Below are 12,711 nucleotides of genomic sequence, written 5' to 3'. Positions count from 1 at the left end.
GGATGATCCTCTATTATTTAGTCATCATTAAATTAAAATAAACGTTGATTTAGTTATTAAAACTAAAACCTAAAACACCGTCTAAGTGTGTTTCTGATCTTAAACGTCTTTATAAAACAAAACTTTATAAATTAATGTCAGTTAAATAGCCTAAAAAGGAAATAACCTTTGTTCTATCACTTAAAGAAAGGCTAGAACCCATTCAGATTTCTTATTTAACCTAAACTTTAAGTGGTTATATTATCGACCTGATAAAAAAGAAAATCAAACGATTTTTAGCCCATTAGCTTATAATTTAAACAATTAAACCGTTTTAGCCCTATTTTTCCGTAGCAAAAACCACATTTAGATGAACGTTTTTTAAACAGATTTTTCATTGTTTTACTCCCTATCTCACTCAATTTACGGCAAATTGTCCCTGTGTGTTTTTGGTAGAATATGCTAAAATTTCCTTCATTTGATCGATTATGGGCCAAAAATTAAGAGTTGATTATGCTACCTTCATTAACTGATATTCCACAATTATCCCCTTTAGTTTCAGATTATCTCAATGAATTAAAACGCCAACATTTTACGGGCGACATTGCTTCAAGCTATGCGGATCGCTTAAGTCTTGCAACGGATAACAGTGTTTATCAGCAACTGCCACAAGCCATTTTATTCCCTAAGAATACGGCAGATGTGGTGCGCCTCACTAAATTAGCTCAAAAAGAAAAATACCTTTCGCTCACCTTTACCCCACGCGGCGGCGGTACAGGCACCAATGGGCAAGCCTTAAATAATAATATTATTGTGGATCTTTCGCGTTATATGACGAAAATTCTTGAACTCAATGTACAAGAACGTTGGGTGAAAGTGCAAGCCGGCGTGGTAAAAGATCAACTGAATCAATTTTTGAAACCTTATGGGTTGTTTTTCTCGCCTGAATTATCCACCAGTAACCGTGCGACCCTAGGAGGAATGATCAACACCGATGCCTCAGGGCAAGGCTCATTGCGGTATGGCAAAACCTCCGATCACGTTTTAGGTTTGCGTGCCGTCTTAATCGATGGCGAAGTGATTGACACCCACGCGCTGAAAACCGCAGATTTCGAGCAATCATTACAGCAACAACCGCTTTCTCAGCGCAACCGTCATTTACATCAAGAAATTTTCCAGCGTTGCCAACAAAAACGCCCTGAAATCTTGCGTGATTTGCCACAGCTTAATCGCTTTTTAACGGGTTACGATCTCAAAAATGTATTTAATAATGATGAATCAGAATTTAACCTTTCACGCATTTTAACAGGCTCAGAAGGCTCACTTGCGTTTATTTGTGAAGCGACTTTAGATCTCACGCCAATCCCACAATATCGCACATTAATTAATATAAAGTACCGCTCTTTTGATGCCGCGTTGCGTAACGCACCTTTTATGCTCAAAGCCAATGCCCTTTCAGTGGAAACGGTGGATAGCAAAGTGCTAAATCTCGCCAAACAAGACATCATTTGGCACTCCGTAAGCGATCTACTTACTGAAGATCAAAAAAAACCCATTCTTGGCTTGAATATTGTGGAATATGCCGGCAACAGCAAAGCCCTGATTGAAAAACAAGTGGCACAACTTTGCGCGCAGCTTGATGAGAAAATTGCGCAGAATCAAGATGATATTATCGGCTATCAAGTTTGCAGTGATTTGCCTTCCATTGAGCGTATTTATGCGATGCGTAAAAAAGCCGTGGGCTTACTAGGGAATGCGAAAGGTGCGGCTAAGCCCATTCCTTTTGTGGAAGACACCTGCGTGCCACCTGAACATTTGGCGGATTACATCAGCGAGTTTCGAGCTTTGTTAGACGCTCACCAGTTAGAATACGGAATGTTCGGCCACGTTGATGCGGGCGTATTGCACGTTCGTCCTGCCCTTGATTTATGCGATATTGAACAAGTGAAATTATTCAAGCAAATTTCCGATCAAGTGGCAGATCTCACACACAAATACGGCGGACTAATTTGGGGCGAACACGGCAAAGGAATGCGCTCGCAATATGGCAAAACCTTTTTCACGCCTGAATTATGGCAAGAGCTGCGTTATATCAAAACCCTATTCGATCCGCAAAATCGCCTAAATCCGGGTAAAATTTGCACCGCACTTGAAAGTAGCCAATCGCTCTATTCTATCTTATCGCCAATGCGAGCAGATCAAGACAGGCAAATCCCCGTGCAAATGAAGCAGGAATTTTCAGGGGCGATGAACTGTAATGGTAATGGATTATGCTTTAATTTTGATGTGCATAGCACGATGTGTCCGTCAATGAAAGTAAGCAAAAATCGCCTTTTCTCACCGAAAGGACGGGCTGCGATGGTGCGTGAGTGGCTGCGTTTACTGGCAAATCAAAACATTTCTGCCGATCAATTAGATTTTCGCCAAAGCCAAATAAAGCTCACCGATTTTGTCGCTAAAATTCGCCATAGTCTGCAAAAAGCCCGTGGCGAATATGATTTTTCCCACGAAGTGAAAGCCGCGATGGATACCTGCCTTTCGTGCAAAGCCTGTGCTAGCCAATGTCCGATTAAAATTGATGTGCCGAGCTTTCGTGCGAAATTCTTGCATTTTTACCATCAACGTTATATACGTCCACTCAAAGATTATGTGGTGTCTAATGTAGAATTGATCGCGCCTTATATGGCAAAAGCACCAACGTTTTTTAATTTTTTCACAGCGGCAAACAAAAATCACACAGCCTATCGCGAAAAAATGCTTGGGAATGGTGGGTTTACCGCGATTAAGCCAGCCAAATTTGCAACAACAATTGGTTGAGCTGAATTATCAAGGGCTTTCCTTAGAGCAACTGGAACGCCTCAATGAGCGAGAAAAAGATAAAATGTTTCTGATCGTGCAAGATCCTTTCACCTCTTATTATGATGCCAAAGTGGTAGCAGATTTTGTCGCACTAACGCAAAAACTCGGCTATCGCCCTATTTTGTTGCCGTTCAAGCCCAATGGCAAAGCCCAACATATTAAAGGTTTCCTAAGTCGCTTTGCCAAAACTGCCAAGAATCAAGCGACATTTTTAAATCGAATGGCAAAACTTGGCTTGCCGTTAGTGGGGGTTGATCCTGCCATTGTGCTTTCTTATCGTGATGAATATCGTGAGATTTTAGGCGATGAACGCGGTGATTTCCAAGTGCTAACCGCTCACCAATGGCTGAAAAATCAGCTTCCGTCCGCGCATTTCAGCCAAGCCGTAAAAAGTGCGGTGAAAAATGACCGCACTTTTTCTGATTGGTATCTCTTCCCTCACTGCACCGAAGCCACAGGTTTACCGAACAGCCCGAAAGAATGGCAAGAAATTTTCACCCATTTTGGGCAAAGCTTACAGGTGGAAAACGTGGGCTGCTGCGGAATGGCAGGGACATTTGGACACGAAACGCAACACTTCGAAATGTCTAAGGCTATCTATGCCAGTTCTTGGGCGAAAAAACTTCACGGCAAAAATCCCGAACAATGCCTTGCTACAGGGTATTCTTGCCGTAGTCAAATAAAACGTTTTGCCAAATGGCAACCAAAACACCCCGTGCAGGCGTTACTCACCTTACTGAGCTAAAAATGATGAAAATTTGGAAAAAAACCTTTACTTTAGAACAACTTAATCAATTCAACGCCCAATGTGCTGTTGGGCATTTAGGCATTCAATTTACCGCGCAAGGGGACGATTGGTTAGAAGCCACAATGCCTGTTGATCAGCGCACCACTCAACCAATGGGCTTTTTACACGGCGGAATTTCTGCGGCATTGGCGGAAACCGTTGCGTCAATGGCGGGTTTTTGTTGCGTGGAAGAAAAGCAAGCGGTGGTTGGACTAGAGATTAACGCCAGCCACCTTCGCCCCGTACGTGAAGGCGTGGTAACCGCCAGAGCCACCCCTATTCGCTTAGGCAAAACCACTCAATTTTGGCAAATTGACATTAAAGATCAAGCGGATAAACTATGCTGCTTTGCAAAACTCACATTAAGCGTGGTGAATCAATGAACAGACAAAAAATCGGCGTCATTCTTGCTAATTTAGGCACGCCAGACGCACCAGAACCCAAAGCCCTTTCACGCTATTTATGGCAATTTCTTACCGATCCACGCGTGGTAGATCTGCCTCGCTGGCAATGGTGGCCGCTATTAAAATGCGTGATTTTGCCTCGCCGTTCCAGACGTGTGGCAGAAACCTACCGCAGTGTTTGGACAGAACAAGGCTCGCCATTATTGGTGATTTCTAAACAGCAACAGCAGAAATTACAGTACTATTTCGATCAACAAGGCATTAACGCTCTTGTGGAAATTGGAATGACTTATGGCAATCCTTCAATGCAAAGTGCGGTGGAAAATTTGCTCAAAAATCAAGTGGATAAAATCATTGTGCTACCGCTTTATCCGCAATACAGCAGCACTACAACGGCAGCAGTATTAGATTGCTTTGCCCAATCATTAAAATCCATTCGTGGGCTTGTGCCGTTTGAGTTTATCCATTCTTATCATCTTGATGAACAATATATTGATGCACTCGTGCAATCCATCAAAGCAAAAATGAAACCCGATGAATTCCTGCTCTTTTCTTATCACGGCATTCCATTACGTTATGAGCAAGAAGGGGATTATTATCGCGAGCATTGTAAACAAACCACCATCGCCGTGGTAGATCACCTTGGATTAAAAGAAAACCAATGGCAACTTTGCTTTCAATCTCGTTTCGGGCGTGAAGAATGGTTGCAGCCTTATACAGATCATTTTTTACAAAATGCCACAAAAAACCAAGGCATTGAAAAGTCGCCGTCATCTGCCCTGGTTTCTCTGCCGATTGTTTAGAAACCTTGGAAGAAATTGAAGTAGAAAACCGCGACATTTTCCTGCATAACGGCGGAAAATCTTTCCAATATATCCCCGCTCTTAACGCAGAACCCGCCCATATTGAAATGATGGCGGAATTAATTAAGAAGAAAATATAGAAAAAATGCCTAGATGAATGTCTAGGCATTTTGCTAAATTTTTCTAAAAATTAGACCGCACTTTCGTTTTTCACTCAAACCATAATTACGCCCAGTTTTTCTTTTTAGAAGTTTTACCAATGCCTGGGTTGAAGCTATTGGTCGGATCTAATTTTTGGTAGAAGGCTTTCAATTCAGGTTTCGCTTCATACAAATGCCCTACGTTATGTTCCGCTGGATATTGCGCACCGCGTTTATCAAGTAAGGCTAACATTTTGTGTTCGATTTCTTCCCAATCGTAGCCTTTTTTGACTAAATAATCTTGGTGGAACACATAGCACATAAAATGTCCGTAGTAGAGTTTATGAATTAATTTATTTTCTAACTCAGCAGGCAATTTCTCAAACCAATCTTGATCGTTACGGCGTAAAGCAATATCCAAAGCCACAATTTCTTCCACTTCAGGTTCGTGAATGGCACGATAACGAATGGCAGCGGAAGCAACAGCAAAGCGGTGCAACATTGCAGCTTGGGTTTCTTCTGGGCTACATTCAAAATATGCTCCTTTGGATCTATCTGCAAATAGGCTTTGCAAATATTCTCTTGCTTCTTTCACGCCTTCCCCACCCATTTTTAAGATTAAGTGATGTTCATATTGATCACGATAATCTCTCAAACTTTGTGGCAAATGTTGCGGCAATAACTTAGAAACAAATTGCAATGCTTTGTCGCTGAGATGATTTGGTAAAAAAGCGAATTTTTTCATTAAGCGATCGGCTTTGGCTTTTAAGGCAAATAATTTTGGTAAACGGTGCGTACCAAAACGTTTAATCACCCAGAAAGTATCTTTCCCGTATTCTGCGGCAATATCAAAGGCATCACGATGAATATATTCACCTGATACCGGCAAACTGCTAAATTCAGCCAAAATATGACGGCGAATATCAGTTAAAACTTGGGTATCATTTGTGCCGATATAAAACACCGCACTTTCTTTATCTTGCGGGAAGGTATCCAAACGCACAGCAAACACGCCCAATTTTCCTGCGCTGCCTGACGCTTCATAATGACGATTCGGATCAGCATTAAAACGTGCTGGTGTGTCCGCGTCAATTTGGCGAACATGATGGCAATAATCGTGATCGTGTCCTTTACCGCAATCAAGATGAATGTCTTTACGCTGATAACGTCCTTCTTGCAAGTTGGTCAGAATTTCTTCAGGGCTATCACCTAAATCAATGCCAAGATTGTTGATGAGGTGTAATTCACCGTTCTCATCTAACTGTGCGTACAATGCCATTTCCGTATAAGCTGGCCCACGTTGCACCAAGGCTCCACCTGAATTATTACAAATTCCGCCAATCACCGAAGCGCCGATACAAGATGAACCGATAACAGAATGCGGCTCACGTTTGTATTCTTTCAGCAATGATTCCAAATCGTTTAAACGCGAACCAGCAAAGCACACCACTTGTTCTGCATTATTAATAGGCTGAATACCTGTCATTCGCATTGTATTAATCAATACAATATCCCGTTCGTAATCATCACCAGCTGGTGTTGAACCACCTGTAAGCCCTGTATTTGCTGCTTGTGAAATCACGATCACATCGGCTGCAACACAAGCTTTTAACACTTGCCAATATTCTAATAATGATCCAGGGCGCACCACGGCTAGCACTTTCCCTTGCCCGAAGCGGTAGCCTGTGGTGTATTCTTCCGCTTTTAGCGGATCGGTAATAAGGTATTTAGGAGTAACAATTTGCGCTAATTGCGTAATTAATTGAGTCGCTGACATTTGATCCCTCTTTATACTGCGTAACAATAATTTAACATTTACTATAAAGGGGATAGGTGAAAATTTCAATCTTTCAATTAAAGAATAAAAGATAAAAAAGCCTACATTCAATGCAGGCTAAAAAATAAGACAACTGAATTAGAACTTATATCCTAACCCCATAAAGAATACAAATGGGTTAAGTTTAACATCTACTTCGTGATCTGCGCCTAAGGCTTTGAATTTCGCCGTGGTTTTGATTTTTGTGTACCACATTGCAGTATTGAAATAAAGATTGTCCGTAAGCTTAATATCAATCCCTAAATTAACCACTGGTGCAAAAGAATTTTTCTTCACTTGTAAATCAGTTACCGCAGCGTGAGTGGATTTTGCGCTGAAGAATCTGGTGTAATTTAAACCCGCCCCGACATAAGGACGAGAACCCGCATCTTTATCTAAGAAATAATATTGCATATACAAACTTGGTGGAAGTTGTTTAAGTTTAGCAACTTGTCCTAAATTTAAACCTGCCGCAGGAACATTCGCTTTAATCTTATGTGAAAATGGTGTTGCACCCAATAATTCCACGCCAATATTGTCTGTAAGCATATAAGTCGCGGTTAGCCCTAATTGCGCATTATCACTTACTTTCAAATTAACATCTATTGGTGTTTTAGTGTGAGAATCAGAATTTGCGCTCACAAACACGCCACCTGCTCTTAATAATACATCTCCGCTTTGATGTGCATTGGCTGAAGTGGCAACCAAAAGACTTGCTAAACCTAGTGCAATCAGTGTTTTTTTCATAAAAAGTACCTCTATAGTTAATATCCTTACAAACTTTGTGTATTTTACACGTTGCGAAATATACCACCAAATAGTTATCACTTTTGTGATATAGCTCAAATTTTTAAATTTTGTTAAAAAAATTGAAAAATTTATTTACCGCACTTTTCATTTTGTTTAACAATAGAGAAAATTTGATCTAACACAAAATTAAGCGTTGTAACTCAAAAAGCCATTATTCATAACAAGATAGGGTTTCAACATAAGGAAAGGGCAATGCTCGACAAGTTATTGTATAATGTCGCAATGATTTTTAACTGGAAGCAAACTAATGAACATTAATTTTACTCAAATTTTTCAAGATTGTTGGAATTTTATGCGTAATCAAAAAAAGATTACCCAACAATTTATCTTTTTCTTTTTATTAGCTCGTTAATCTTCTATTTTCTTTTAAGCTCGGTCGTGCCGATGCCTGAAATCAGCCAAGCCAATGGGCAAAATTTGCCTTTGCCAAGCAATATCAGCGCAGAATTTTTGGTAATTGGCGTAGCACAACAGTTAGTTAGCTTATTTATTTCTTCTTGGGGGATTCTCACGTTTCACCGCATTAGCGTTCAGCAGCAAAATCCGTTAAACCAAAATCCCTTAAACCAAAGTGCGGTGTTAACTTTACAACACGTTTTGCTGGCGTGGTGGCAGTGAGTGTGATTGGGTTTATTCCCTTAATGATCGGCTTGGTAGAAAGTCTGTTTGCCATTTTACAAGGACAATCCCCTTCAATCCTCTCTTTGGTGGCGATGTTACTCGGCTTTTTATTTTGTACGCTTAAGCCTCGCTTCTACAGAATATCTGATTCAGCCCGTGGGCATTATGCAAGCCTTGAAAAATAGCTGGTTAAGTGGCGTGAAACGCGCTGCGCCGCTGTTTATTTATTGTTTGTTAATTTATGTGGTGCTGCCATTTGTGGTAAGACGCATTTCTTCATTGAGCGATAACCTTGTTTTTGATGTGGTAATGTTATTTTTAAGCGCTGTGGTTGGCGTATTCTCGTTACTTTTCACTTATCGCTTTTACACCTTATTTATGCGCAAGGATCAACAATAATGAAACAAATTTTAGAATTTATACCGCTCTTAGTTTTTTTTGCTGTTTATAAACTAGTCGGCATTCGTGAAGCGGCCATCGCCTTGATTATTGCGACAATAATTCAGCTTGTGGTGCTGAAACTGAAATACGGCAAAATTGAAAAACAACAGCTCATTATGGGAAGTGCGGTGGTTTTTTTTGGCGCTTTATCCGCTTATTTCAACGAATTAGAATTTTTAAAATGGAAAGTAACGGTAGTTTATGCCTTGTTTGCCTTGGCATTAATCATCAGCCAAGTGATTTTTAAGAAACCGCTCATTCAGCAATTATTAGGCAAAGAAATTCAACTGCCTGATGCCGTTTGGAATAAATTAAATCTAGGCTGGGCAGGATTTTTTCTGTTTTGTATGATCCTAAATATCATCATCAGCCAATATTTTTCCGATGATCTTTGGGTAGATTTCAAAACCTTCGGCATTATTGGACTTAGCCTTGTTGCAACAGTCGCAACAGGCGTTTATATTTATCGTTATCTTCCAAAAACAGAGAATAAAGAACAATAGGAAAACATTATGTCTGCATTTATTGAAACCAAAACGGGCCGCCAATCACAAGGCACATTGTTATTACGCACCCTTGCGATGCCTTCTGATACCAATGCCAACGGCGATATTTTCGGTGGTTGGATTATGTCGCAAATGGATATGGGCGGTGCAATTTTAGCCAAAGAAATTGCGCACGGCCGTGTGGTTACCGTGGCGGTGGATAGTATGACCTTTATCCGCCCGATTTCTGTGGGCGATGTGGTATGTTGCTACGGCCGCTGCGTGAAAGTGGGACGCACTTCATTGCAAATTAAAATTGAAGTGTGGGCGAAAAAAGTATCCAGCGAACCCATTGGTGAACGCTATTGCGTAACCGAAGCCGTATTCAGCTTTGTTGCAGTAGATAGCAACGGACGACCGCGTGTTGTTCCAAGAGAAAATAACCCAGAGCTAGAAAAAGCCCTTGCGTTAATTGATGAAGCCTAAAAAAAAGGAGAAACTATGTATTACGTTATTTTTGCTCAAGACAAACCCAATACCCTTGCTCAACGCCTTGCGGTGCGTGAACAACATCTTGCACGTTTAAAACAATTACAAGCAGAAAACCGCCTTTTAACTGCAGGCCCAAATCCTGCCATTGATGACGAAAACCCCGGTGAAGCTGGATTTACTGGCTCAACAGTAATCGCCCAATTTGACAGCCTTGAAGCGGCACAACAATGGGCAAGCCAAGATCCTTATGTGGAAGCTGGCGTTTATGGCGAGGTGATTATTAAGCCATTTAAGAAAGTTTTCTAAGCAAAAAATCGCAAAAATTCTCTCAAAAAACACCGCACTTTTCTTGTTTAACGCAAGAAAGTGAAAACAAGAAAAGTGCTACCCCTAACGATAAAAGCAATAAGAGGAAACACAATGTCAAACTTTCTACAAAATTACCAAAAACATATTGATGAACGTGCGGCACAAGGTGTTGTACCAAAACCATTAGATGCTGAACAAACCGCACAGCTTATCGAATTATTAAAAAATCCCCCTGCTGAGCAAGCCGATTATCTCCTTGAGCTTTTTAAAACCCGCGTGCCAGCAGGGGTGGACGAAGCAGCTTATGTCAAAGCGTCCTTCCTTGCTGCAATTGTCAATGGCACGGCCCATTCGCCATTGATTAGCCCAGAAAGTGCGGTGCAAATTTTGGGCACAATGCAAGGTGGTTATAATATAGAACCCTTGCTGCAAGCCCTTGATAATGAAGCCCTCGCCCCTTATGCCGTCACTGCCCTTTCTTCCACCCTTTTAATGTTCGATAATTTCTACGATGTAGAACAACGTGCCAAACAAGGCAATCCTTACGCGCAACAAATTCTTGAATCTTGGGCGAATGCAGACTGGTATTTATCACGTCCCAAATTAGATGAAAAGATCACCGTTACCGTATTTAAAGTGTCGGGCGAAACCAACACGGACGATCTTTCCCCCGCGCAAGATGCGTGGTCGCGCCCTGATATTCCTTTACACGCCTTAGCAATGCTGAAAAATGAACGAGAAGGCATTCAGCCTGATGACGCCGGCAACATTGGGCCAATTCAACAAATTAATGCGTTAAAAGAAAAAGGCTATCCGCTCGCTTATGTGGGTGATGTGGTCGGCACAGGTTCATCACGCAAATCTGCCACTAACTCAGTGTTGTGGTTTATGGGGGAAGATATTCCTTACATTCCGAATAAACGCGCAGGCGGCGTGGTATTAGGCGGAAAAATTGCCCCTATTTTCTTCAACACCTTAGAAGACGCGGGAGCATTGCCAATTGAAGTAGATGTCAGCAAGCTCAATATGGGCGATGTGATTGATATTTACCCATACCAAGGCAAAATCTGCAAGCACGATAGCGATGAAGTTTTGGCTGAATTTAGCTTAAAAACCAATGTGTTATTAGATGAAGTACGCGCAGGCGGACGTATTCCATTAATTATCGGACGTGGGCTAACCCATAAAGCGCGTCAATCCCTTGGCTTACCTGATAATGATGTATTCGCCAAACCACAAGCCGTTGCGGATAACCACAAAGGCTTTACCCTTGCCCAAAAAATGGTCGGCCGCGCTTGTGGTGTAGAGGGCATTCGCCCGGGGCAATATTGCGAACCAAGAATGACATCTGTCGGCTCGCAAGATACCACCGGCCCAATGACTCGTGATGAGCTAAAAGATCTCGCTTGTTTAGGTTTTTCATCGGATTTGGTGATGCAATCTTTCTGCCATACGGCTGCCTATCCAAAACCGGTGGACGTTGTTACTCACCACACCCTGCCAGATTTTATTATGAACCGTGGCGGTGTATCCCTGCGTCCAGGGGACGGCGTGATCCACTCTTGGCTCAACCGTATGTTATTGCCTGATACCGTAGGCACTGGCGGCGATTCGCACACACGCTTCCCGATTGGTATCTCTTTCCCTGCGGGGTCAGGTTTGGTGGCATTCGCTGCTGCCACTGGCGTAATGCCGTTGGATATGCCTGAAAGCGTGCTAGTGCGTTTCAAAGGGGAAGCAACCGGGGATCACCTTGCGTGATTTAGTACACGCTATTCCTTATTATGCGATCCAACAAGGCTTACTCACCGTAGAAAAACAAGGCAAGAAAAATATTTCTCAGGCCGCATTTTAGAAATTGAAGGGCTAGAACACCTTAAAGTGGAACAAGCCTTTGAGCTTTCCGATGCTTCTGCTGAACGCTCTGCGGCGGCTTGTACCATCAAATTAGATAAAGAACCGATCATTGAATATCTCAATTCTAATATCGTGTTGCTCAAATGGATGATTGCAGAAGGCTATGGCGATGCGCGCACCCTTGAACGCCGTATCAAAGCAATGGAAAAATGGTTAGAAAACCCAGAATTGCTCAGCGCTGATCCTGATGCAGAATATGCCGCGGTGGTTGAAATCGATCTCAACGAAATCAAAGAACCGATTTTATGCGCACCAAATGATCCTGATGACGCTCGACTGCTTTCTGAAGTGCAAGGGGATAAAATTGACGAAGTGTTTATCGGCTCTTGTATGACCAACATTGGACATTTCCGTGCTGCTGGAAAATTATTAGCCAAATTCAAAGACGTGATTCCAACCCGTCTATGGCTTGCACCACCAACAAAAATGGACGCCAGTCTATTAACAGAAGAAGGCTATTACAGCATTTACGGTAAAAGTGGTGCGCGTATTGAAATCCCAGGCTGTTCACTTTGTATGGGTAACCAAGCGCGCGTGGCAAACAACGCCACCGTGGTTTCTACCTCAACACGCAACTTTCCAAACCGTTTAGGACAAGGGGCGAATGTGTATTTGGCTTCCGCAGAACTCGCCGCCGTAGCAGCACTACTCGGCAAACTGCCAACGCCAGAAGAATACCAAGCCTATGTGGCGGATTTACAGCAGGACAAAGACGACACTTATCGCTATATGAATTTTGATCAACTTAATCAATATACACAAAAAGCCGATCAAGTGATCTTCCAAGCACCAGCTTAATCAACGCCTATCACAAAGTGCGGTGAAAAATTGAAAAAATTTCACCGCAC

General features: G+C 42.1%; 9 protein-coding genes and 3 pseudogenes. 10 read left to right on the top strand and 2 right to left on the bottom strand.

Annotated features, from left to right (window positions below):
• Positions 1-492 precede the first annotated feature (492 nt).
• The 3 genes and pseudogenes from ydiJ to hemH all read left to right on the top strand — a co-directional run bounded on the left by ydiJ (position 493) and on the right by hemH (position 4,972).
• A pseudogene (gene ydiJ, locus C3Z13_RS02725) lies at positions 493-3,583 on the top strand (D-2-hydroxyglutarate dehydrogenase YdiJ).
• A gap of 5 nt (positions 3,584-3,588) precedes the next feature.
• Positions 3,589-4,008, top strand: a complete 420-nt coding sequence (locus C3Z13_RS02720) for a hotdog fold thioesterase (protein WP_103854930.1) — start codon at positions 3,589-3,591, stop codon at positions 4,006-4,008.
• Positions 4,005-4,972: pseudogene (gene hemH, locus C3Z13_RS02715) on the top strand (ferrochelatase). Before C3Z13_RS02720 ends, hemH begins: the two are co-directional and overlap by 4 nt.
• Positions 4,973-5,057: 85 nt before the next feature.
• Here the strand turns inward: hemH and dld are convergent.
• Entirely contained in the window at positions 5,058-6,749 is a 1,692-nt protein-coding gene (gene dld / locus C3Z13_RS02710) for a D-lactate dehydrogenase (RefSeq protein WP_103854929.1), read from the bottom strand.
• Between the two features lie 138 nt (positions 6,750-6,887).
• Positions 6,888-7,535 (bottom strand): OmpW/AlkL family protein, encoded by a 648-nt coding sequence (locus C3Z13_RS02705; protein ID WP_103854928.1) that lies wholly within the window; start codon positions 7,533-7,535, stop codon positions 6,888-6,890.
• A gap of 447 nt (positions 7,536-7,982) precedes the next feature.
• Between C3Z13_RS02705 and C3Z13_RS02700 the strand changes: the two genes are divergently transcribed.
• From C3Z13_RS02700 to acnB, 7 genes and pseudogenes are all read left to right on the top strand, one after another.
• Positions 7,983-8,216: a hypothetical protein gene (locus tag C3Z13_RS02700; protein ID WP_103854927.1), complete on the top strand. Its 234-nt coding sequence runs from the start codon at positions 7,983-7,985 to the stop codon at positions 8,214-8,216.
• Positions 8,213-8,404, top strand: coding sequence for a hypothetical protein (locus C3Z13_RS02695; RefSeq protein WP_181021997.1), 192 nt, complete (start codon positions 8,213-8,215; stop codon positions 8,402-8,404). The genes C3Z13_RS02700 and C3Z13_RS02695 overlap by 4 nt, the downstream gene beginning before the upstream one ends.
• Positions 8,385-8,618, top strand: a complete 234-nt coding sequence (locus C3Z13_RS02690) for a hypothetical protein (protein ID WP_103854925.1) — start codon at positions 8,385-8,387, stop codon at positions 8,616-8,618. The genes C3Z13_RS02695 and C3Z13_RS02690 overlap by 20 nt, the downstream gene beginning before the upstream one ends.
• A complete protein-coding gene (locus tag C3Z13_RS02685; protein WP_103853027.1) occupies positions 8,618-9,163 on the top strand; it encodes a septation protein A in 546 nt (181 codons plus the stop codon). The genes C3Z13_RS02690 and C3Z13_RS02685 overlap by 1 nt, the downstream gene beginning before the upstream one ends.
• A gap of 9 nt (positions 9,164-9,172) precedes the next feature.
• Positions 9,173-9,631 (top strand): acyl-CoA thioester hydrolase YciA, encoded by a 459-nt coding sequence (yciA, locus tag C3Z13_RS02680; protein ID WP_103853028.1) that lies wholly within the window; start codon positions 9,173-9,175, stop codon positions 9,629-9,631.
• A 15-nt stretch (positions 9,632-9,646) separates the two neighbouring features.
• A complete protein-coding gene (locus tag C3Z13_RS02675; RefSeq protein WP_103853029.1) occupies positions 9,647-9,943 on the top strand; it encodes a YciI family protein in 297 nt (98 codons plus the stop codon).
• 114 nt (positions 9,944-10,057) lie between these two features.
• Positions 10,058-12,661: pseudogene (acnB, locus tag C3Z13_RS02670) on the top strand (bifunctional aconitate hydratase 2/2-methylisocitrate dehydratase).
• Positions 12,662-12,711: the final 50 nt, after the last annotated feature.

It is taken from the genome of Avibacterium endocarditidis (genome assembly GCF_002921145.1).
GTDB classification, from domain to species: domain Bacteria; phylum Pseudomonadota; class Gammaproteobacteria; order Enterobacterales; family Pasteurellaceae; genus Avibacterium; species Avibacterium endocarditidis.
Note: the sequence above shows the minus strand (reverse complement) of the source record. Positions and strands in the feature narration are given on the sequence as shown.

Coding starts and splice junctions, on each gene's coding strand:
- C3Z13_RS02685 (WP_103853027.1), top strand. CDS start 8,618: ATGAAACAAATTTTAGAATTTATACCGCTCTTAGTTTTTTTTGCTGTT.
- C3Z13_RS02690 (WP_103854925.1), top strand. CDS start 8,385: ATGCAAGCCTTGAAAAATAGCTGGTTAAGTGGCGTGAAACGCGCTGCG.
- C3Z13_RS02720 (WP_103854930.1), top strand. CDS start 3,589: ATGAAAATTTGGAAAAAAACCTTTACTTTAGAACAACTTAATCAATTC.
- dld (WP_103854929.1), bottom strand. CDS start 6,749: ATGTCAGCGACTCAATTAATTACGCAATTAGCGCAAATTGTTACTCCT.
- C3Z13_RS02700 (WP_103854927.1), top strand. CDS start 7,983: ATGCCTGAAATCAGCCAAGCCAATGGGCAAAATTTGCCTTTGCCAAGC.
- yciA (WP_103853028.1), top strand. CDS start 9,173: ATGTCTGCATTTATTGAAACCAAAACGGGCCGCCAATCACAAGGCACA.
- C3Z13_RS02705 (WP_103854928.1), bottom strand. CDS start 7,535: ATGAAAAAAACACTGATTGCACTAGGTTTAGCAAGTCTTTTGGTTGCC.
- C3Z13_RS02675 (WP_103853029.1), top strand. CDS start 9,647: ATGTATTACGTTATTTTTGCTCAAGACAAACCCAATACCCTTGCTCAA.